General features: G+C 53.1%; 17 protein-coding genes and 1 riboswitch. Of the genes, 8 read left to right on the top strand and 9 right to left on the bottom strand.

Annotated features, from left to right (window positions below):
* Positions 1-53: 53 nt before the first annotated feature.
* Positions 54-1,625 (bottom strand): S-layer homology domain-containing protein, encoded by a 1,572-nt coding sequence (locus AC1BI1_RS05005; protein WP_476716186.1) that lies wholly within the window; start codon positions 1,623-1,625, stop codon positions 54-56.
* Between the two features lie 156 nt (positions 1,626-1,781).
* A riboswitch (cobalamin riboswitch) is annotated at positions 1,782-1,963 on the bottom strand.
* Between the two features lie 356 nt (positions 1,964-2,319).
* On the opposite strand from AC1BI1_RS05005, the gene yedE reads away from it, so the two are divergent.
* The 4 genes from yedE (at position 2,320) to AC1BI1_RS04985 (ending at position 5,129) form a co-directional block, all read left to right on the top strand.
* Entirely contained in the window at positions 2,320-3,381 is a 1,062-nt protein-coding gene (gene yedE / locus AC1BI1_RS05000; protein WP_476716185.1) for a YedE family putative selenium transporter, read from the top strand.
* A gap of 75 nt (positions 3,382-3,456) precedes the next feature.
* On the top strand, positions 3,457-4,008 hold the full coding sequence (locus tag AC1BI1_RS04995; protein WP_476716184.1) for a putative Se/S carrier protein: 552 nt from the start codon (positions 3,457-3,459) through the stop codon (positions 4,006-4,008).
* Positions 4,005-4,877 (top strand): NAD(P)H-hydrate dehydratase, encoded by an 873-nt coding sequence (locus AC1BI1_RS04990; protein WP_476716183.1) that lies wholly within the window; start codon positions 4,005-4,007, stop codon positions 4,875-4,877. Before AC1BI1_RS04995 ends, AC1BI1_RS04990 begins: the two co-directional genes overlap by 4 nt.
* A gap of 33 nt (positions 4,878-4,910) precedes the next feature.
* Positions 4,911-5,129 carry a sulfurtransferase TusA family protein gene (locus tag AC1BI1_RS04985; protein ID WP_476716182.1) on the top strand — a complete coding sequence of 73 codons (219 nt, stop codon included), beginning with the start codon at positions 4,911-4,913 and terminating at the stop codon, positions 5,127-5,129.
* Positions 5,130-5,185: 56 nt separating this feature from the next.
* Here AC1BI1_RS04985 and AC1BI1_RS04980 read toward each other — a convergent pair whose 3' ends face one another.
* The 8 genes from AC1BI1_RS04980 to AC1BI1_RS04945 all read right to left on the bottom strand — a co-directional run bounded on the left by AC1BI1_RS04980 (position 5,186) and on the right by AC1BI1_RS04945 (position 15,970).
* Positions 5,186-6,883 (bottom strand): dipeptide ABC transporter ATP-binding protein, encoded by a 1,698-nt coding sequence (locus AC1BI1_RS04980; RefSeq protein ID WP_476716181.1) that lies wholly within the window; start codon positions 6,881-6,883, stop codon positions 5,186-5,188.
* A gap of 1 nt (position 6,884) precedes the next feature.
* The gene (locus tag AC1BI1_RS04975) at positions 6,885-7,724 is read right to left on the bottom strand and encodes an ABC transporter permease (protein WP_476716180.1); all 840 of its coding nucleotides are present in this window, start codon (positions 7,722-7,724) and stop codon (positions 6,885-6,887) included.
* Positions 7,714-8,676, bottom strand: coding sequence for an ABC transporter permease (locus AC1BI1_RS04970; protein WP_476716179.1), 963 nt, complete (start codon positions 8,674-8,676; stop codon positions 7,714-7,716). The genes AC1BI1_RS04975 and AC1BI1_RS04970 overlap by 11 nt, the downstream gene beginning before the upstream one ends.
* Positions 8,677-8,760: 84 nt before the next feature.
* The gene (locus AC1BI1_RS04965; RefSeq protein WP_476716178.1) at positions 8,761-10,338 is read right to left on the bottom strand and encodes an ABC transporter substrate-binding protein; all 1,578 of its coding nucleotides are present in this window, start codon (positions 10,336-10,338) and stop codon (positions 8,761-8,763) included.
* 29 nt (positions 10,339-10,367) lie between these two features.
* Positions 10,368-10,976 (bottom strand): FmdE family protein, encoded by a 609-nt coding sequence (locus AC1BI1_RS04960; protein ID WP_476716177.1) that lies wholly within the window; start codon positions 10,974-10,976, stop codon positions 10,368-10,370.
* A 294-nt stretch (positions 10,977-11,270) separates the two neighbouring features.
* Positions 11,271-13,991 carry a calcium-translocating P-type ATPase, SERCA-type gene (locus AC1BI1_RS04955; RefSeq protein ID WP_476716176.1) on the bottom strand — a complete coding sequence of 907 codons (2,721 nt, stop codon included), beginning with the start codon at positions 13,989-13,991 and terminating at the stop codon, positions 11,271-11,273.
* Positions 13,992-14,091: 100 nt separating this feature from the next.
* Entirely contained in the window at positions 14,092-14,841 is a 750-nt protein-coding gene (locus AC1BI1_RS04950; protein WP_476716175.1) for an HAD family hydrolase, read from the bottom strand.
* Positions 14,842-15,190: 349 nt separating this feature from the next.
* Positions 15,191-15,970, bottom strand: coding sequence for a helix-turn-helix domain-containing protein (locus tag AC1BI1_RS04945; protein WP_476716174.1), 780 nt, complete (start codon positions 15,968-15,970; stop codon positions 15,191-15,193).
* A 204-nt stretch (positions 15,971-16,174) separates the two neighbouring features.
* Here AC1BI1_RS04945 and AC1BI1_RS04940 point away from each other — a divergent pair, with 204 nt between their 5' ends.
* From AC1BI1_RS04940 to AC1BI1_RS04925, 4 genes are all read left to right on the top strand, one after another.
* The gene (locus tag AC1BI1_RS04940; protein ID WP_476716173.1) at positions 16,175-16,666 is read left to right on the top strand and encodes a hypothetical protein; all 492 of its coding nucleotides are present in this window, start codon (positions 16,175-16,177) and stop codon (positions 16,664-16,666) included.
* Entirely contained in the window at positions 16,596-16,889 is a 294-nt protein-coding gene (locus tag AC1BI1_RS04935; protein WP_476716172.1) for a DUF6504 family protein, read from the top strand. The genes AC1BI1_RS04940 and AC1BI1_RS04935 overlap by 71 nt, the downstream gene beginning before the upstream one ends.
* 16 nt (positions 16,890-16,905) lie before the next feature.
* The gene (locus tag AC1BI1_RS04930; protein ID WP_476716171.1) at positions 16,906-19,974 is read left to right on the top strand and encodes a DNA polymerase III subunit alpha; all 3,069 of its coding nucleotides are present in this window, start codon (positions 16,906-16,908) and stop codon (positions 19,972-19,974) included.
* A gap of 173 nt (positions 19,975-20,147) precedes the next feature.
* Entirely contained in the window at positions 20,148-21,476 is a 1,329-nt protein-coding gene (locus AC1BI1_RS04925; RefSeq protein ID WP_476716170.1) for a CCA tRNA nucleotidyltransferase, read from the top strand.
* The last annotated feature ends 59 nt before the right edge of the window (positions 21,477-21,535 follow it).

The following is a 21,535-nucleotide window of genomic DNA, read 5'->3' as shown; positions in this document are numbered from 1 at the left end:
ACACCGGAGGCAAGCTCAGTAAGCCAGCCTGCCCCCGGTGAGATACTAATGCTTTAGGGGGACTCCGGTATTCTCCCCAGCACCTGTAGCATTCTTTTCAGCATTACCATGGCTTCCGCTCGCGTTATTTTACCCTTAGGGACCAATTCAGCGGCCGACCTACCCCGGAGGATACCTGTACTTACGCAAACCTTGACGCTGTCCCTGGCCCAGGGAGATATCTCTGAGCTATCGGCGTAAACCGCCAGGTTGTTCTTATCTTCAGCTCCCCCTTTCGCTGGCTCCCAACCGGCCTTCTTAAGGGCCCGGACTAGGAGGGCGGCCATTTCCTCCCTGGTGATGGTCCTTTCCGGCTCAAAATTCCCCTCACCTGTACCAACCACCAGTCCCGCCCGGTAAGCAGCTTCTATCGTCTGGGAAGCCCAGTGCTGCGGGGGCACATCCCGGAAGCTGGTCTCTTTGAGGTTGGACTCTTCCAGTCCCAAAGACCGCACCAGGAAAGCAACCGCCTGTGCCCGAGTCACCTCTTGATCGGGAGCAAAAATATCTTCGCTCAGGCCCCGGGCAATAAGCCTTCTAGCCATGAGCTCTACATCTTTCTGTGCCCAATGTCCCTGAATGTCTTTGAAAGTCTTTTTGAACGACTCTGACTCTCGTGCGCCAACCAGGTAGTATCCATAGAGGGCCCAGGCAGCATCCATAACATTTTTAGAGGCGCCGAAAGTGCCATCGGAATTCAAAGCCTTGGTCAGCAGGTAATCGACCGGGCTCTTGCCTTCACCACTTTTCACTGAGGCCGGGTCTTCTCGCAGGACTTTTAAAGTAGCGATCATTTCCACTGTATCTATTAAAGGGTCGTCCCAATTGCTTACTGCAAAACTACCGTCGGGTTGCTGCTGCTTTTTCAGCCATTGCATCCCGCGCTCGATCGCTACCTGGATCTCCTGGTCGGACTTGTCCTGATCTAAATAGGCCAGAGCCCGTACAGCTTGGGCTGTGGCCACGAAGTCGGGATAAAAAACGCCGTCCCAGGCGATACCCCAAGCACCATAAGTGTTCCCGACTACCGTATCCTGCTGGGATAAAATGTATTCCCGGGCATAAACCTGATTTATGACGCTCATCAAGTCTGCCCGACCTAAAAGGTCGTAGGCTGGAAAATCGCTGAAAATGTTTGAGTCAAAACCGTGGATCCCTTCTCTGCTCTTGAGAATCTGGAGTAGTTGCTGCACCAAATCCTCCCGGCCCAAGGCCTTCATGCCTAGCAAGTCCTGGGCCAACCTCTTGGCCGGTACTTTAGACGGATCTGAAGAACCGGCAATATCCTGGTACACTAGGTCGATTACAGCTTCTTTCAGTGGTACGCCATTATACACCCAGGCATTTACATCAACGCCCGCCTGGGTGAGGATATAAGAAGCATAAGCACCTACACCATCATCCTGGTTCTTGGATCCATTTTTTGTAAAATCACTATAAAGGATACCTGCTGCCTTATCCATAAGGTCAGACACCAAGTTTGCTTCCGCCGCTTTGGCCCCCGCAAAAGGAACTACTAGAGAAAAAACCATCAAGGCCACGAGCAAAGTTGCCAAAGGGCGCCCCATTTTCCTTCTCCAGTACACCTTATTTCCCCCCTGCCTCTTCTTCTGTGTATTCCGGAAAGCTAGATTCTCTAACTAAAACCAAGCCCGATCAAAAAACCCCGGCCTACGGCGGACCGGGGCAGCTCTAGCTCTTGAGATGAGCAAAAAGACCACCTCCCTATCTCGCGTAGATCAGCGGTGGCAGGAGAACAGGCAGGTTTCCTGGCTCGGGTTCCTCTCCCACCTTACGCCTTCCCAGGTTACCCCAGTGGCATTGTGTAAGGTGGATCCCCCTCACAGTGGCGGGACCGCGCCGGACTCGCACCGGACTTCCCTCTTGCCTCTCTTGAGAGGCCTCCTGTTCCCAAAATTATTCACTTGTCTATATTTTTCTTCGCTATTTAGCCCGTTGAATCCTGCTATCTTCAAAAACGAAAATCCACCCTTCTCGCCAATAAGTTGCAATTGGGGTCAGGAATTCCCCCCCAAGAAGGTGTGTCCCGCTTATTCGTTTTTGTTATAGCTTGCGCTACCAGAAAATGGCGCTTTTCCCCGCCACCTCTCATGTACAAATTTTACTGCCTGGGTAACTCAGCCAGGGAACCACCGGAAACAGGGAATGATATAACTATATGGAATACTAAGTATGAAGGAATTTATTGTTGAGAGCCAGAATTAAATAGCTAGGCCAGTATCCAGGCCGGGCTTAAAGAAAACAACAGGAGGTGTTGGCATGACCGGCATTTTTTCTCGCAAATACTTAATGATTATCGCGGGACTCATTCTGGGAGCTGTAGCAGCTTTAATGACCGTGGCGGGCAACCCGGCGAACATGGGTATTTGCCTGGCTTGTTTTTACCGGGACATAACTGGCGCCTTAGGATTGCACCGGGCGGCAACAGTGCAGTACTTGCGGCCAGAAATTATGGGTATGGCCCTGGGGGGCTTCGTATCTGCCTTAGCCTTCGGTGAATTCCGTGCCCGTGGAGGGTCCGCGCCTCTGGTGCGCTTTTTTCTAGGCGTGTTCTTTATGATAGGCGCTCTGGTCTTCCTGGGGTGCCCGGTTAGGGCGGTGTTGAGACTGGCGGGAGGAGATTTAAATGGACTAACAGGTATAGCCGGGGTGATAGCCGGCGCCCTAATAGGAATTTATCTGTTGAAAAACGGCTTCAACCTGGGCCGCTCCGCTCCCACCTACAGCGCCGCGGGGTGGATGATGCCTCTTTTTATGTTAGGCCTGCTCTTATTGGCCATCTTTAAACCTCAATTTATATTGGCCAGCAAAGAAGGGCCGGGAGCCGCGCGAGCCCCACTAATCCTCTCGCTGGGAGCAGGCTTGGTGTTTGGATTCCTGGCCCAGAGGACCCGCATGTGCTTTGTAGGGGGATGGCGCGACCTTTTTCTGGTCAAAGACACCTATCTTTTTAGCGGTATAGCCGCTTTCTTCGTGGGGGCTTTGATTATCAATGCCTTGTTCGGCAAGATTCAAGTGGGTTTTGTGAACCAGCCGATCTCCCACAATAGCCATCTGTGGAACTTTCTGGGGATGACTTTGGCCGGACTTACTGCTACTCTCCTGGGAGGATGTCCCCTGCGCCAGACCATACTGGCGGCCGAGGGTGATATCGACGCCGGTATCACCCTTTGGGGCATTATAGCCGGGGCGGCCTTCGCCCATAATTTCGGTCTGGCCTCCAGTCCCCAAGGCCCTAGCCCCTTAGGCCCTGCAGCCGTACTGATCGGTATAGCCTTTGCCCTGGCCGTTGGTCTGCTTATGCGGGAAAAAGTAGACTGATATTCAAACCGATCCGGTACCTTGGAAAGCTAAAAGAGCTTACTAGCTCCCGATAAGGACAGGAGGATAACTAAGTTGATTTTTAAGCGCTCCGCCCGTGCCGAGGAACCAGTCCACAAAACCCCAACCACTCGAGGAATAATCATCTTCCCCTCAGTGGAAGAAGCGCTAAAGGGGGAAAAAATACTTAAAAAGGGAGGCCATGAATGCAAGCTAGTGGCGCCCCCGCCGAGCTTACGCCAAGGGTGTGATTTGGCCTTGGAGGTGGAGCTCATAGAGCAAACAGCCCTAGCGCGGGCTTTACAGGGGAAGGTATCCTATCTGGGCATTTACCCCCTCGAAGGGTCGGCCGAGATGCTCCAGATCGTGAAGGCCGTAGCCTTCCCCCAACACGTAATGGTAAAGGCAGGTAATATGAAGATTGTCTTCGCCAAAAATAGCGGGATCATCGTTAACATTTCGGGCGGGGGCTGTCCGGACGTCCCTTACCTTTACACCCAATTAGTCGGCCGCAAGCTGGACGAAGTTGACCGGCCCCGGGAAAAAGGTTTCACCCTCTGCGCTTTAATGTTGGATAGGGCGTGGGAGGAGGCTTTGGCCATCTGGAAGGGAGGAAAGTTCACTTGATCCTCATTGCGGGGACTCTTCCCGCAGAAGACCTCGCCCTTGTCCACGGTAAAGTGGTCAGGGTAAGAAATTCGCTACAGATCAAAGATTTCACTTTCCCTTGCGGGCAGGGCACAGGAGCCATGATCAGCGCCGCCCTTGCGGTAACAAGTGCTTTGGGCTTGGAGCCCCCTCACGCGCTTCTGGCCGGAGATATTGGCCAGGGCCAGGGCACCAGGCGTCTCTATCAATATTTAATAGAGCATGTGAGGGAACTGAAGCCTAGGATTCTTGCCCTACATTATTGCCTGCCCATAGTTAGATTGATGCAAAAGCTTTGTGAGGTGCTGGAGAGGTGCCAACCCCGGCCTTTGTTAATTGCCGATGCCGGGGCCATGTACGCAGCTAAGGCGGCAAGAGTGGCACCCAAATTTGATATTTTTACTCCCGACCCCAGCGAAATGGCTTTTCTGGCCGATCCAGAGGCAGCCCATCCTGCCTATGTTAGCCGTCATCTTTTTAACACTGGGGTTCAACAAGTCCCCGAGCTGGTAAAGAAGGCTTATAACAGTGGCGGAGCCGCTAAGATCCTTTTGGTGAAAGGGGCCGTAGATTACATTGTAACCGAGGGGAGAGTTGTGGCTAGGATAGAGGAACCTGATGTGCCGGAACTAGAGTGCATAGGCGGGACAGGGGATACCATAACAGGCATGGTAGTTGCTTTAACGGGCGCCGGGTGGGATCCCCTGGAAGCAGCTATTACAAGTGCCCAAATCAATCGGGTGGCTGGTAAAATGGCCGGCGCCACACCGGCCACTCCGGTAGCTGAACTCGTCGAGTATATTCCTATAGCCTTAAAGGAATTGAAGGTTATTTCCCAGAGCCCATAACACCGATACCCTGAAAAGGAGGTTCCTCCAAATATGATAGAAATTGATGTACGTGGCTTATCCTGCCCCATACCCGTAGTAAGAACCAAGAAGGCCATGGAGCAGCATCCCGGCCAACCCCTCCTGGTCCTCACCGACAATGAAACACCTAAAGAGAACATTACTCGCCTGGCTGAAAGCCAGGGATACTCGGTGAAAGTAGAAAAAGTCTCAGGCCTGTACCGCTTGTTGCTGGAGCCGCGCCCGGAATAATCTCCTAAACATACCCCCAAAACAAAGCCGGGTTTGTTTGTCCCTTACCCGGCTTCTTACATTCCCAAGACCTCTTCCTCCATATCCCGAACGGAAATTTCCCCTGTCAGATCTGCCGCCAGTCCCAGCAGTGTCCGGGTGTAGGGGTGCTGGGGGTTAGATATAACCTCGCTGGCCGGACCTTGTTCTACCAAAGAACCATCCTTCATGACCGCCAAGCGATCGCTAACTTTTCTGGCTAGAGCGATATCATGGGTGATAAAGAGTATGGCCAATCCCCTCTTCTCCTGCAGGTTAAGGAGAAGCTTTAGAATCTTGGCTTGGACGCTGGCGTCCAGAGCGGAGGTGGGCTCGTCGGCGATCAAGAGCTTGGGGTTTAAGACTAGGGCCCGGGCAATGGCCACCCTCTGGGCTTCTCCACCGCTGAGCTCGTGCGGATATTTGTGCAAGAAAAAGTCTTTGGTGGGCAGCTCCACTTCCTCCAGAACCTGCTTTACTCGTTCCACCTTTTCCTCTTCCCTGCCCCAGCCCTGCACGTCCAGAGGCTCTTTCACCAACTGCAAGACATCCAGGCGGTGACTTAAGGATTCCCGGGGATTTTGAAAGATCATCTGCACTCGCTGATAAAATTCCCTGCCCCTGTGCAAAACTTTTTGGCCCTCCAGCCAAACCTCGCCCTTATCCGGTGGCAGCAAGCCCATAATGGTCAGGGCCAGGGTGGTCTTGCCTGATCCGCTTTCCCCCACCAGGGCCAGAGTTTCTCCTTCGTACAGGGTCAATTCCACTTCCCGCACGGCCCGCACGCCGTTAAAGGATTTGCTAAGGTTTTTTATTTGCAGTAATGGTATCACTCCTCCCCGGTGACAGGCCAGGAAGCGGTCTCCAATACTTTCCAATTCCGGTGCTTCCCGGGAACAGAGCTCCAGCCGCTGGGTACAACGGGGATGGAAAGGGCATCCGCCCACAGGCTTAAAAGGCGGCCCGGGGATTCCTTGTAAGTCCTTGACCGTGGTCATGTTGGGATAAGAGCGTAAAAGCCCCCGGGTATAGGGATGGCGCGGGAAGGTAAAAAGACTTCTGGTAGCGCCCAGCTCTACTATCCGGCCCCCATATAAGACGGCCACTCGGGTGGCCAGTTTAGCAGCTGTAGACAGGTCGTGGGTGATTAACAAAACGACTTTGTCCCCGACTATCCTTTTAAGGAGCCCTATAATTTCCCCTCGCGTTACCGCATCTAGGGAAGCGGTGGGTTCATCTAGAATCAATACCTCCGGATCATTAGCCAAGGCCAGGGCTATCAAAACCCTCTGTTTTTCCCCGCCGCTCAACTGGTGGGGAAAGGCGCGCCACCGCTCTGGTCTTAGCCCCACTAACTTGAGGATCTCCAACGCCCTCCCTAGAGCGACCTTTTTGTCTTCGGGTCCATGAATGAGTATAGCTTCCATGACCTGATCCACAACCGGATAGAGGGGATGGAGGGCGTCCTCCACGTTTTGAAAAACCATAGCTATCTCTTTTCCGCGGAGGCGACGGCGCTCCTCTTCGGACAGGGCGAGGAGATCCCTGCCTTTAAACAGAATCTGCCCAGTGCACTTACCAGGCGAAAGCCCCATTATGGAGAGCCCAAGGGTAGTTTTGCCTGCCCCGGATTCCCCTACAAGGGCTAAAGCTTCCCCTTTGTTAATCTCCAAGTTAATACCTTTCAGCACCATCAGCTCGCCAAAGGATACATGCAAATCTTTAATGACCAGCATCTTACCCTTCTCCCCGCAAGCGAGGATTCAAAACCCCCTCCAGGGCATAACCAATGAAAGTTAAAGCAGTAACCGTCAAAGAAAGGGCTATACCGGGAGGCAAAAGCCACCACTTCCATACTTCCAAATAAGTAAACTTTAAGGCCTGTTGCATCATTCTGCCCCAGCTAAGGATGGTGGGATCACAGACACCCAAGAAGGATAGACCTGCTTCCATAAAGATGGCCCGCCGGGCATCCTGTATCATGACGGCCAGCAAAACCGGGCCCAGATCCGGAACTATGTGACGCGCCATAATATAAAACGAGCCTGCGCCGAAGGTGCGGGCCGCTGCTACAGACTTTTTCTCTTTTAAGGATAAGGCTTCTGCCCTTATTATCCTGGCTCCGCCGGGCCAGAGGAAAGCCGCCAGCAATACGATTAAAGTTAAAAGATTGGGTTTAAGATATGCTCCCACAAGTATGGCTACCAGGACCGGGGGAATAACCAGAAAAGCATCCACTACCCGCATGCAAAGGCTATCGTAAAGACCGCCCGCCAGGGCGGATGAAGTGCCTACCAGCACGCTAATTATGCCTGCCAGCAGCGCCGCTCCGCATCCCACTACAAGGGAAGTCCGCGCTCCATAAAGCAGGCACGACCAGATATCCTGGCCTATATCATTGGTGCCCAGCCAGTGCTGGGTCGAAGGAGGGCTAAAAGCAGCCCCCACTCTAGCCTCCGGCGAATAAGGGGCCAAGAAGGGTGCCAGAGCAGCCAGAAGGGCTAAGACCAGGAAAAGGCACAGACCCGTCCTTCCCAGACTGTTTTCTTTTATTTCCTGCCAATAGTTAACGTGCATAAGTTATCCTCGGATCGACTTTCCGGTAAAGTAAGTCTATCATTAAATTAATGGCCAGCACTGCCACCGTAATTACCAGCAGGACTCCCTGGATAACCGGATAATCCCGCACCAGAAGGGCATTGTAAAGAAGAGAGCCCAGTCCAGGATAAGAAAAGACAACTTCTACAAAAAGGGTACCGCTAATTAAATGGGATAAATGCAACCCGGCAGCGGTAACTACCGGCAAAAGGGAGTGGCGGCCGGCGTGATAATATCGCACCCGGCTGTCCTTACAGCCCTTGGCCCGGGCCGTGAGGATGAAAGCCGCGCCTAAAGTAATAATCATGCTGTTACGGGTTAAAAGAAAGGTACCGACCAGGCGCACCACCACCAGCGTTGCCAGGGGTAACGCTAGGTGGTGCAAGATGTCCAGCACCAGGTAAAAGCCGGTCAAACCAGCATAGGGCGTCAAACCCCCGCCCAAAGGGAATAGGCCCCAGACCACGCCGAACAAAAGCAGGAACAAAACCCCGATAAAAAAGTCGGGAAACCCGTTTAGAAACATCAAAGTGGTTAACAAAAGCCTATCTACCGTCTGCCCGCGCCTAAAGCCTGCTTCTACGCCCAATATAAACCCGGCCAAAGTAGCGAAAATTAAAGCCAGAGCTGCTAGCAACAGGGTCCAGGGAAGATAGCGCAAGACCACTGAGGTTACCGGTGCACGGTAGTAATACGAGTAACCCAGGTCACCTCGTAAGAGAGCCCCCATATAGGCCACAAATTGGTCGCTTAAAGGCTGGTCCAGGGCAAAGCGCCGGATTAGCTCGGCCTTTAATTCCGGCGTCATAGCTACCAGCGCGTCATCGCCGTATATAGCCTCTAAAGGGTCGCCCGGCATGAGCCGCGGCAATAGGAAATTCAAGGCCAGTATAACAAAGAAGGCTACTACATAATTAGCTATCTTATTCATTTGGTCTATGTCCCATTCATTCAAATTTAGTATCTAATCTACATCCGGGTTACCCCAGGAACCTATCCAAGCCTCCTTGAGAGGTTACTTTACAAAAGCCAACTTGTTCAAAGGATTAGGCACGCCTGAACCAACCCCGCCCCACGTATAATATAGGCTCACCAGGCCATCATGGGCCCAATAACTGGTGGGGTAATATAGAGGCAGGGCCGGCATCTCCCTGGCATAGAGCTCTTGTGCCCGTTTCACCAGTTCCCGCCTCTTTCCTAAATCCATCTCTCCCAGCTGCATGGCCAATACGCTGGATAATTCTTTACTGTTAGGGTATCTTGCGCTGTTTATTCCCTGTTCTAGGGTAACCCTGTTTAAGATCCGCGGGTCCCCTCCCAAGCCGCCATGGCCGCTTAAAGCCAGATCGAACTTCCACTCTTTAACCCTGTTATCAAGAGTCTTAGACTCTAAGCTCTGCAAATTTATCTTTATACCTACAAGCTCTAATTGCTCTTTTATAAGCTCGGCCGCTCGCTGTTCGGCAAGGCTGCTTCCCGTACCCCTAAATAAAAGCTCTAACTCTAAAACCCGCCCATCTTTGGTAAAATAATTTCCCTGCCGGGTATAGCCAAGCCCAACTAGAAGCTCTTGCGCTTGAGTGGGATTATACTCGTATTGTTCCACACTAGGGTTGTACCAGGAACTATCCGGCGGTATAAGGCCTGGACTGCCAGCTAGCCCTTGACCGCGCAGAGCCACTTCTACCAGTTTCTTTCTATCGATGGCCAGGGCTAGAGCCTGGCGGAATTCCCTCTGGGACAAAGGCTCTTTCTTATGGTTGATCATGAGCTTAGCCACCCAATCATGGGTACCGGTCAGAACCTGAAAGCCCTCTTTACGCAGATCTTCTACCACTTCAGGGGGTACAGAGGTTGCGTTGACTTGCTTTTTCTTAAGGGCAGCACTAGCCATCTCTTCGGTCATCTTCACAAATTGGAGTTTTTGTATTTTAGGCTTGCCCTGGTAGTATTTGTCATAAGCCTCATACAGATAAGTACCCTGTTCCCGGTTATAATCGACTAGCTTAAAAGGTCCCGTGCCGATGGCCGCCTGCTTATCTTGAAATTTCTCCGGTTCCTTCACATTTTGCCAGATGTGAGCCGGTAAAATCGGTAGGGTCCCCGCTATGTCACTTAAAAAAGGTGCATATGGTCGACTTAGACTCAGTTTAACCGTGTACTCATCCAGGGCCTCTGCTCTCTTTATAACCGAAGTATCCACCCATTGGTAAGGGTGCTGGCGAGTGTACTCTACTGTGAAAACCACATCTTTAGCGGTAAAAGGCTGGCCGTCATGCCAGGTAACATTTTTCGCTAAGTGAAAAATATAAGCATTTTCTTGGGGGTCGTATCGCCATTCCCTGGCCAGGGCCGGAACAAAACCCTGGGCGTCCTTCCAAACCAGGGTATCAAAAACAAAGCTCATACGTACATAACCCGGACCCCGGGGATAATGACCGTAGGGGGTAGGGAAACCCCAATCTCCTGTGGCATCCGCTATGGTGTAGACTACTTGACTTTCCAGTTTCTGCCCTGTACACCCGGCTAGCAAAAAGAGCCCCGCCACCAGGCTTAAGGCTACCATCCCCAGCCGCCAGGCCTTTATTCCCACTTTATCTCACTCCTTTAAGTCTCCTAACCTTACCACCCACGGCTATATTCGTCAGCGCACGGAATACAGACCGGTCGTCCTTCCCTCACGCGAGCCCGCACCTCAGCCACCGGCTCACCACACATAGAACAGATTACCGAGTCGAAAAGGCGCGCCTTAGGAGGAGGCTCCACCTTTAGCCTGTGTACGGTGCATATTTCTTCCTCCGGTGCTTCTAAAATATAGCGCATCCGCTCCTCCTGGTATTGCTGAAAAAGGGCCTTCTCCTCCTCGCTAGCTTGTTTGCCGAACACCTTTTTCCTCAACTCCCGGTAGGCCTCATCCTGTTGCCAGGCCGCCGCCTTTATGGCTATACGGATCGCCCGGCCGCTATCCCGGCAGATGAAAGTAAAAACATGCTTGCCATAGTCCCGGTAAAGCAGGTTGCCCTTCCCCAGGGTGCAACCCGTTAATACCTGTATGGCATCCACTCCGCAGGCATCGGTCTCCACCACGGCTACTAGTTCTTCATCTTGCGCCCGTTCTGTCTTTAGCTCCCGCAAGGCAATTTGGGCAGCCCGGTAGCCTACTGCCAACCCCGGACAAGCATGCCCGTGAAATTCCATCGCTCTTTCCCAATCGCTCAAAGGACGGCACATGGCTCAAACACGCTCCTTTCCGGCAAATAAAAAACCATGGAAGCAGACTCCGCCGTCTTATGCAGAGAACCCCCATGGTTCCGCTAAACGTTTTTCTTTTTTCTAATCACCTAAAGCCTGGTCTTAAAAAGTCGGGCTTCGGTGCTCCCGCCTGGCTCCTTGCCAGATCGTTTATAGATTAATTAGTTCGCCAGGACTGTAAAAATTCCTTCTGGGGGGAGCATTTTAATTCTAAAGCCTGCCCTCACACAGTTCTAAAATCACTATGCAAACGGAGTAGTTTTGCATTGCGTATTAATCAGTACGAGGTTCTACCCTTTTCATCCCGGTAAAAAGCTTACCCAAAAGCTTACTTGTTTCCACCGCTACCAGGGGAATAAGACTTAAGGTTAGAACAACTCCCCAGTCGCTGGACCGCAGCATCACAGTCTCAAAAACACCCCTCAGGAAGGGAATAAATACCACAGCCAGTTGAAGACAGGCTGACGCCAGAAAAGCGTACATCAAACTGCGGTTAGTAGCTAATCCCATGGCCAAGAGGGATTGATCCATGCTCCGGACGTTAAAGGAATGCACCAGTTGCGACAAGGCCATGGTTATAAAAGCCATGGTATGCGCTTCTTCCAGGGTCCGTCCCCAACTAAGGGCCAGCCAGTAGGAGGCCAGGGACAGCAAGCCAATCAAAGCACCCTGCCACAGGATCTTGATACCCATGCCCCCGGCAAACACCCCTTCATTAGGCTTACGGGGTGGCCGGTTCATAACGCCCTTCTCGGGTGGCTCCAGGCCCAGAGCCAGGGCTGGCGGGCCGTCAGTAACCAGGTTTAACCACAAAATCTGGATAGGCGTAAGTGGACTGCCCAGTCCTAGCAATATAGCAGAAAAGATGGCCACAATCTCCCCAGTGTTGCAAGAAAGCAGGTACTGGATGGACTTGCGGATATTATCGTAAATCGTTCGTCCCTCTTCCACCGCACTAACGATGGTGGCAAAGTTATCATCCAGCAGTACCATATCCGAAGCCTCTTTGGCTACCTCAGTACCTGTAATGCCCATGGCCACGCCTATATCGGCTCGTTTAAGAGCCGGAGCGTCGTTCACACCGTCGCCCGTCATGGCTACTATATGGTTGTGTTCCTTCAAGGCTGTCACTATGCGAAGCTTATCTTCGGGGGACACCCTAGCGTAGACGCTGGTATGGGGCACCACTTCCTTAAGTTGTTGCTCGTCCATTTTCTTCAGCTCAGCGCCGGTCAAGATGCCGTCGCCCTGCTGCCAAATACCTAGTTCCCTAGCAATGGCCAGGGCGGTCTCAGGGTGATCTCCAGTGATCATTACTGTGCGGATACCGGCACGGCGGCTGACTTCTACCGCTTCCTTGGCCTCGGGCCGCGGTGGATCCTGCATGGCAAAGAAACCGATAAAGGTCAAATCCTGCTCGACAGTTTCCGGTGACGGGTTAGCCGGAACTTCAGGCCAACGGCGGATGGCCAAGGCCAGGACTCGCTGGCCTTGGGATGCCAACTGTGAGTTGATTTCCAAAAGACGGGCACGAATTTCTTCGCTTAGGGGTACAACTCCTTGATGTGTCATTGCCCCGGTGCAGCGGGCCAACAGAACATCAGGTGCTCCCTTAGTAAAGGAACAGATTGTTCCATCCATATGATGGAAAGTAGTCATCATCTTCCGGGCAGAATCAAAGGGAATTTCGGCCAATCTGGGGTAAGTGTTCTCCACCTTCTCCCTTATTAAACCCGCTTTGGCTGCCGCCACTACCAGTGCGCCCTCGGTGGGATCTCCAATTACCTGATATCCCTTCCCAGTCTCCTCCAGCCGCGCGTCACTATTTAGCAACCCGCCTAAGAGCATTAATTTCAGATTCTGATCGGTTAAAGGAGCTATTTCCTTCCCGCTCTGGTCCAAAAACTGACCGTTCGGTTGGTAACCGGCACCAGTTACCTGCCATAGGTTGCCAGCCGAATAAATCTGGGTGACAGTCATTTCATTTTTGGTAAGGGTGCCCGTCTTGTCAGAGCAAATAACGGTGACGGTGCCCAGGATCTCTACCGCCGGGAGTTTCCTGATAACAGCCCGGCGGCGGCTCATTCTGGTCACGCCCAACGCCAGCACAATGGTCACTACTGCGGGCAGCCCCTCCGGAACTGCTGCCACTGCCAGGCTGATGGCTGTCATAAACATTTCCAGTATATCTCCACCCCGCCACAGCCCGGTAACAAAGACCAGGGCCACGATGGCTCCTGCGGCCATTCCCAAAATTTTACCCAGTTCACCCAACCGCCGCTGCAACGGGGTAGGTTCCGGAGGCGTCTCTTGGAGAAGTTGAGCGATACGGCCCAATTGGGTGTTCATCCCTGTTGCCACTACCAAGGCCCTACCGCGCCCGCCGGTAACAGTAGTCCCCATAAACAGCATATTTTTCTGGTCTCCTACCGGGACTTCACCGGCTTCTAGGAGGGCGGGGTCTTTTTCCACCGGCACTGACTCACCGGTTAAGGCGGCTTCGTTGACCCGCAGGGAGGCCCCTTCGATCAGCCTGGCATCAGCAGGGACAAAATCTCCCGCATCCAGCAGCACCACATCGCCAGGGACCAAGTTTGCTACATCAACCTGCATTACCTTCCCGCCCCGGACCACTTTGGCCGACGGTTTGGTCATCTCCTTTAATGCTTTAAGGGCTTGTTCAGCCTTATGCTCCTGATACACTCCCAGGACGGCATTCAGCACCACAATGACTAGAATGACAATGGAATCTACCCATTCACCTAGGATACCTGAGATGACCGCAGCTCCGATCAGAATCAATACCAGTATTTCCTTTAGCTGGCCCATAAACATGGAAAAAAGGCTGCGGGGCGGCGGCTCTTTCAGGACATTGGGACCATAAAGTTCTAAGCGCCTGTTCGCTTCCTCTTGAGCTAGCCCCTGGGACAGGTCAGAGTTTAATTCCTGGCAGACCTGCTGGATCTCCATGGCATACCAAGGCTTTTTTGACAATTCACATCCCCCTCTCGGTCAGGTAAAAAATATCTTCCCACTAATCACATGCTAAAAGCTCGGTTCATAACCGGCTACTCCCCTTTCCTCCTCGTTTGTATCAGCGTGAAAAGCCCGCTATATCGCCATTGTTACCAGGTAGGTAAAGTTTTATGATATCTAAAACTTCTTCCAGACATTCAATTATATAATCGGGTTGCACAGGCTGGCTTTGAAGACTAGCCTTTTTACGATTCAACCACACAGCGGTAGCGCCAAAACGCTTGGCGCCCACCACATCGGCAAAGAAAGAATCCCCCACGTGCAAGATCTCTTCCGGCCTGCACCCTAAAAGTTCGGCCGCCCGCTGAAAGATTATAGGTGATGGCTTGTAAGCCCTGGCGTCTTCCGAGGTAACGATAGCATCGAATTTTAGCCCGTGTCTTAATAGAGCTACGGATAACTCGTGATTGTCTGTGTTGGAAATCAAGGCCGTCCGGAAGTGCTGGGCCACAGCCTCAACTACTACAGGGGCAGCAGTGTACATCGAGCAGTTTTCTATCATTCGCAACCATATTTCCAGGTCTCCGGGAACTCGCTTTCCCTGGAAGCCGAATTGCCGAAAGGTCATATCTAAGGCCTGATCAAAAACCACCCATAGTTTAGAAAAAGGTTCCTGAGCGATTAGTTTATCGGTAAACCGATCCCACTCTCGGTGAAAAGCTACTGGGTCGGCGGGAAAAGAGTTGACTTGTAATATCAGTTCCGTTGCTTTGGTATGAATGCCCTCTATATTAAAAAGTGTCCCGTAGGCATCAAAAGTTACAGCACGTATTCGATGCATATACACCGCAGTGGGTTCGACGTACATCCGATCCGCCTCCTGAAAGCATTTGTTTCAATATAAATTGTCGTTGGAAGTTGCGAAGCCCAAATAAAAAGACCTTTGTTTAGTGCAATAAAATAGCACCAAACAAAGGTCTTGCTCCCAAGCACTCTCCCTTGGGGTCAAGGCGGCTCTTGCCGAAGCGTACTGTCGCCCTGACCGGTAGGCTATACGGCCTACGAGCTACTCCCCTTTGAAAAATCCATTATAAATTATATGCTAGTAATCCTCTTCGCGTCAACAGGTGGCAGTAACTCATTTAAAATAAATCTAACCGAAGAACCGACTAACAAATGCCAAGATATAGCTTTCTGCCACTCTTTTATCTCCCCGACTACCGCCCTAAAGACATCCTGGGCGGCGGCCCTGGCCGCTTTACCACCCGCTCTACCACACCTATTATCTCGTCTTCCGGGCCCAAGACTATGTCCGGATAGGACTTTACAGGGTTATTGGCCCGCAGGACATACCGCTCTCCCTCTTTAATCAAGTGTTTTACAGTGACTTCCTCCCCCTGGAGAAGGGCCACCACCGTGTCCCCTGGCTGGGCAACCGCTGAGCGCCGCACCCAGACTATGTCTCCGTCGTCTATACCGGCCCCTACCATGCTGTCTCCCCGTACGACCAGGGCATAATCGACCGGTACTCCCTCCAGCACCTCCGTGTATTCCCCGCCCTCCTCCACGGCCAGCTTCGGGAAGCCGGCGGGCACGTCGCCCACCAAGGGCACACGCTGCACCCTGGTCAGAGGCCGCAGGACCGCCAGGGCGCTGCGCCGCTGCGACTCCTTCCTGGCTGCCAGGAGCTGGCGTAAGAAGGTGGCCTGCCTGCTGCCTTCCACACCGTCCGCTTCTTTCGCCTTTCTCAGCTGCTGCTGGATCTCGGTAGGAGTGGGAACGGCTAAGTATACTAGTTCCTCTACACTCGTTTCAAGCAGGCGGGCAAGCACCAGCAAATCCTCCAGGGAGGGCATGCGCCTGCCCTGCTCCCACGATTGCACCGTAGTGGTGGCTTTACCCACCATGGCTGCCAGGCCACGCAGTGATAACCCTAACGCGGTTCTTTTAGCGTAGAGATATTGACCCAGCAGCAAACTGCCGCTGTCTCGCCTCAAATTAATTTCCTCCAGTCTTGATGATTGTTCACCAATGGTGTACACTATTAGTTATCCAAAGAAATAGTTTAGTTAGAGCTTCCATTAAAAAATATATATCAGTACACCAATCGTGTAAAGAAAGGATTTTGCCTTAAAGCCTTAATAGGCTTTCCAGGAGTTAACTCAAACGGATACTATTCAACGCGGCTTGGAGGAAAGAATATGGAGGCCGTCAGTGCCAGCATGTACCTGGGAGGTATAGCTTCCAGGGAAAGCGTGCTCTGCGTTTCCCGAGTACTCGCTACCCGGATAGGAGCCAAACTGGCCGAGCAATGTCTCGTATGGCAGCGGATAACCCTGCGCCTTGGTATGGAGGCCGGTGAAGTGATTGCCTCCAGGCAGTTCCCCAGGGCCCAAAATCCCCAGAACCTTGGCCTGCACCTGGAGGGTATTATTGCTACCCTCAAATGCGCCTCTCCTGTAGAAAGAATCTCCGTTACAGTGGATTGGTTGAGTTCCGCCCCGATTCGACAGTTAACCCTGTTCGACGGAAAAGACTCCGAAAAGGAAGATAGGCTGAATAAGGTCGTTCAGACGGTAGGACGGATGTATAACGCGGGGATCGTCAGAGCCTCCGAGCTGGGTGTTTCCCGGAGGGAGCAAATGCTCGCTTTTTACGATCCATGGAGGCAGAGAATGGCACGTGTCAGCTAGGCTAACAGTAATCTGCAATAACGCCGGGGAGCCCGTACGTTTCAGATGGAGGGGAAAATGGCACCTAATCGAGGAAGTACTGGAAAAGTGGAAGGATAACGGAGAGTGGTGGAAAGGGGAGAGCCCGAAGATGTTCTTCAGGGTTCTGACCACCCGGGGCGTCTGGGAAATTTTCCGGGACCTCGAGAGCAATGAATGGGCACTTTACAGGCGATACGACTAGCGTAAAGGAGATCTCCATGGGTAGGCATAGCTTCGTACATTTGCATACTCATTCTTATTTCTCTTTCCTTGACGGTACCTTCTCTCCGGAAGACCTGGTCAGGCTAGCTGCCGGACTTGAAATGCCCGCTGTAGCCCTCACCGACCACTCCAACGTCTCCGGAGCCGTACGGTTTTACCGGGCTGCCATAAAGGCTGGCATTAAGCCCATCCAGGGAGCGGAAGTAGTCCTCGAAGGCGGGTACCACCTCACCCTGCTGGCTACGGGTCCCCGCGGCTACGCCAACCTGTGCCGCCTCCTCAGCCGCGCCCACCTCTTAAACCCCCGGGGCAACCCGCGGTGTTCCTGGTCTGACCTGGAAAAGTACTACCACGGGCTAATAGCCCTGTCCGGCTGCCGGCAGGGAGAAATACCTTCGCTGGTCCTGAAGAGGAGGTACCTGGAAGCCAGGGAAGCCGCTCTGCGGTATAAGGCCCTGTGGGGCAGACAGTTTTACCTGGAGTTGCAAGATACCCTCTTACCCGGCAACAGGGCGCTTAACAGCGCCCTGTTGCAGCTCGGTGAAACTCTCGACATACCCTTAGTGGTCACTAACAACGTCCATTACATCCGGCAGGAGGACTTTCCTGTCCACGACATTCTTACCTGCGCCCGCTTAGGAATAACCTTAGAAGAAGTCCACCCGGAGAGACCCCTGAATGACGAGAATTACTTTAAATCCAAGGAAGCTATGGCCCAACTCTTTTATTTCTGCCCCCAGGCGCTGCAAAATACCACCAGGATAGCCGAAATGTGCCAGCCCGCCTTGGGGGACGGGCAGGAGCGTTGCCCCAGGTTCCCGGTGCCGGACGGCCGGACGGCGGAGGCCTTCCTGCGGGAGCTGGTATACAGAGGCGCTGCCCACCGCTACGGCCGGATCACTGCGGAGATTAAAGAAAGGCTTGAAAAGGAACTGCAGGTCATATCCCGTCTCGACTTTGCAGACTACTTCCTTGTCACCTGGGACATAGTAAACTACGCCCGCTCCAGAGGTATACGCTGCGCAGGGCGCGGCTCCGCCGGCGCCAGCGCCGTAGCTTATTGTTTAGGCCTTACGGAAGTCGACCCTATTAGTCGGCAGCTGGTGTTTGAACGCTTTATGAGTTTGGAGCGGGCCGAAAGGCCCGACGTGGACCTGGACTTCGATGCGCGCTACCGGGACCAGGTGGCTGCCTACGTGTACCGGAAGTACGGGGCCGAGCACGTGGCCGCCGTGGCTACCTATGTTACGTACCAGGCGCGATCCGCGGTCAGGGATTTGGGCAAGGTCTTGGGGTACTCCCCGGAAGAGATACAAACCCTGGCCAAGACCATGCCCCATATCCCTGCCGACCAGATTCTTCTGGCCCTCGACCACTTTCCAGAACTGCGCCGCGGCCCGTGGAAAGGGGAAAAATACCGCCGACTTTTTGACTTTTGCGCCCGCATAGCCGGATTCCCGCGCTTCCTGGGCACCCATCTCGGCGGGCTAATAGTCACCGGCTGCCCGGTGACGGATATTTCCCCCCTCCAGCTGGCCGCCAAGGGGGTCCGCATATGCCAGTTTGACAGGAACGATGTGGAGGAGCTTTCCCTGATAAAGCTGGACCTCCTTTCTCTTAAGGCCCTCAGCATGCTGGAGGACGCCGCAAAAGAAATCCCTGCTGCAAAGCCGGGCTTCAGCTATGAAAAGATACCTCTGGACGACCCGGTTACCTACCGGCTGCTCAACCGTGGCCAGACGGTAGGTGTTTTCCAGCTGGAGAGCCCGGCCCAGAGGACCCTGCAATCCAGACTCGGGGCCGAAAATATAGAAGACTTGGTAGCCAGCCTAGCCCTTATCCGTCCCGGGCCCATCAGGGGCAATATGGTGGGCCCTTTTGTGGCCCGGCGGCAGGGAAAAGAATCGGTAACCTACCTGCACCCTTCCCTCAAGCCCATACTGGAAAAAACCTACGGCGTGGTCCTCTTTCAGGAGCAGGTCATAGCCATCGCGAGTGAAATTGCCGGCTTCACGCCCGGGGAGGCGGACCGCCTGCGGAAGTTGATGACTCACGCGCGCTCCCTGCAACAGATGCAAGAACTGGGCGAAGAGTTCGTCCGGCGCGCTGTGGCCAGGGGTATCGACGAGAAGACGGCGCGGGAAATCTTCTCCTGCCTGGAGGGGTACGCCAGCTACGGCTTCTGCGAGGCGCACGCGGCAGCCTTCGCCACCACCGCTTACTGGACCGCCTACCTTTCGGCGCATTACCCGGCCCACTTTTTTGCCGCCCTCCTCAACAACCAGCCCATGGGGTATTACTCTCCGGCCACCTTAGCCAACGAGGCCAGGACAAGAGGCATAAGATTCCTCCCGCCAGACATTAATATGAGCGGCGACAGGTTCACTGTGGAAGGCGGGGCCATACGCGTCCCCTTAACTCAAGTAAAGGGGATGCGGAGACACACCCTGGATACCATACTGGCGGCCCGGCGGGAAAGACCCTTTACTTCCCTGCGGGACTTTTGCCTGCGGACCCGTGCGGAGCGCGACACCTTGGAAAACCTCATCCTCTGTGGAGCCTTCGACACTCTACACCCCAACCGGAGGGCCCTCCTGGCCTGGCTACCGGAAATACTGTGTAGCTCCTCACTGCAACTTTCGCTGGAGCTGGGGCCGCCGCCCGGAATACCAGACTTTTCTCCTGAAGAAAAATATACCCTCGAATACCAGGTGCTAGGCCTGGAGATAGAACGGCACTACATGAGCTTCTGGCGGGAAAGGTTGTCCAGGGAAGGGTACGTCACCGCCCGGGAGTTGCGTAAAACCCCGGGCGGCAAGCTGGTCAGAACAGCAGGAATACCTGTAAGGCCCCACCGGCCGCCCACCAAAAGCGGCAGAACAGTGGTCTTTTTCTCCCTGGAGGATGAAACAGGATTGGTGGATGTTACGGTGTTTGAAGATGTCTATCAAAAATGCGGCCACCTACTGTTCGGGCCGGAGGTGGCCCCGCTCCGGGTCGCAGGCAGGGTACAGCGCACAGGTGGTGGTGTGACTTTGATAGCCAGGGAGCTGGCCGTTCTTTGAAGGGTTCAGGCCGGGGATTGCCCGCCGGCTAACCGATAGTTTGGCCTACCGTTCCCTGCGAGTCAATCTCCTTTTAAGAGCAGTAGAAACCAGCAATCCTTTTAAAGGAATAATGCGCTATAATGGTTACAAGATCTAAGAACATAGTCAAACTCGGCGAGGGAGCCCCAACAATGAAAGTTCCAGCTTATGTCTACCGCGCAGTTAAAATCTTACAAAAAGCGGGGTATCAGGCCTGGCTGGTAGGTGGAGCTTTAAGAGACTTTTGGCTGGGACTGGAGCCCAAGGATTGGGATATTGCTACTGAGGCAATGCCCGGCCAAGTAATGACCATGTTTGACAAAGCCATTCCTACCGGCCTTCAGTTTGGTACGGTAACGGTCTTGATAGACGATAATCCTATTGAAGTAACCACTTTCCGCAAGGAAGCACAGTATAATGCAAAACGCAAGCCAGAAAAAATAGAGCTGGGGGTAACCCTGGAAGAAGATCTCTCACGGCGCGATTTTACCGTCAACGCTTTAGCTTATGACCCGATACAAGAAAAATGGTTCGATCCTTACGGAGTTATTCCCCAGCTTTTAGCCAAACAATTGGAAATAAAAGCGGTAGGTAACCCGGAAGAGCGGTTCGAAGAGGATCCTTTAAGAATGCTGCGGGCCTTTTACCTTATGGCCCGGGCCGGAGCCGCTGGCGCCAGAGTTTGCTGGGATCAACCTACTTTAAAAGCCATAACCCTAAGCCGTCAAAAAATCCTCCGAGTCTCTGCTGAACGCGTTCGGGACGAGATGACCAAAATCTTGCTCGGCCCCAATCCTGACGAGTGTCTAAGAGATATGCAGGAAACCGGCCTTTTAGAAGTAATCTTACCTGAGGTAAGCCAAAATAAAGGGGTCATCCAGGGAAACCGGCACTATAAGCTGGATGTATTTGAGCACATCTTAGAAGCTGTAAAAATAATTAAACCTTCTCCGGTCTTACGCTGGACAGCCCTGCTCCATGATATAGGAAAATATTGCTGCCGAATAGAAACCGAAGATGCTATTCATTTCTACAGTCACGAAAAAGTGAGCGTTAGCCTGGCCCAAAACATCCTGGAACGCCTCCGCTTCAGCAGGGATTTCCAGGAGAGAGTCATTCATTTAATCGCCCATCATATGTTCACTTATCCCACAACGGAGGCGGGTATTCGGCGCTTTTTGCGGCGCATAGGTCCGGACCTGATCGAAGATATCCTGGAACTCCGCCGGGCGGACATCCTGGCCACCTCACCGGAGGCAACAACACTGCCTCTCGATTATTTCCGGTGGCGCCTGGCGGAAATACAAAATCAAAAGTTAGCCTTTGGCCTTAAAGACCTGGCCATTAATGGCCACGACGTCATGGAGCACTTAAATCTAACTCCCGGACCCAAAGTGGGGGAAGCTTTAAATTACCTCCTCGAGCGCGTGCTTGACGAGCCTGCCCTTAACACCCGGGAAACCCTTCTAGGAGACTGTTGACCAAAACGGTTCAAGGATAACGAAATTTTAGGACACTCAAGGTAAATACCACTAATTAC

It is taken from the genome of Thermanaeromonas sp. DSM 22490, assembly GCF_056378755.1.
Note: the sequence above shows the minus strand (reverse complement) of the source record. Positions and strands in the feature narration are given on the sequence as shown.

Excerpts from the sequence above, each read along its gene's own strand:
- AC1BI1_RS04930 (WP_476716171.1), top strand. The coding sequence starts at position 16,906 with ATGGGTAGGCATAGCTTCGTACATTTGCATACTCATTCTTATTTCTCT.
- AC1BI1_RS04960 (WP_476716177.1), bottom strand. The coding sequence starts at position 10,976 with ATGTGCCGTCCTTTGAGCGATTGGGAAAGAGCGATGGAATTTCACGGG.
- AC1BI1_RS04985 (WP_476716182.1), top strand. The coding sequence starts at position 4,911 with ATGATAGAAATTGATGTACGTGGCTTATCCTGCCCCATACCCGTAGTA.
- AC1BI1_RS04970 (WP_476716179.1), bottom strand. The coding sequence starts at position 8,676 with ATGAATAAGATAGCTAATTATGTAGTAGCCTTCTTTGTTATACTGGCC.
- AC1BI1_RS04950 (WP_476716175.1), bottom strand. The coding sequence starts at position 14,841 with ATGTACGTCGAACCCACTGCGGTGTATATGCATCGAATACGTGCTGTA.
- AC1BI1_RS04975 (WP_476716180.1), bottom strand. The coding sequence starts at position 7,724 with ATGCACGTTAACTATTGGCAGGAAATAAAAGAAAACAGTCTGGGAAGG.
- AC1BI1_RS04925 (WP_476716170.1), top strand. The coding sequence starts at position 20,148 with ATGAAAGTTCCAGCTTATGTCTACCGCGCAGTTAAAATCTTACAAAAA.
- AC1BI1_RS04980 (WP_476716181.1), bottom strand. The coding sequence starts at position 6,883 with ATGCTGGTCATTAAAGATTTGCATGTATCCTTTGGCGAGCTGATGGTG.
- AC1BI1_RS04940 (WP_476716173.1), top strand. The coding sequence starts at position 16,175 with ATGGAGGCCGTCAGTGCCAGCATGTACCTGGGAGGTATAGCTTCCAGG.
- yedE (WP_476716185.1), top strand. The coding sequence starts at position 2,320 with ATGACCGGCATTTTTTCTCGCAAATACTTAATGATTATCGCGGGACTC.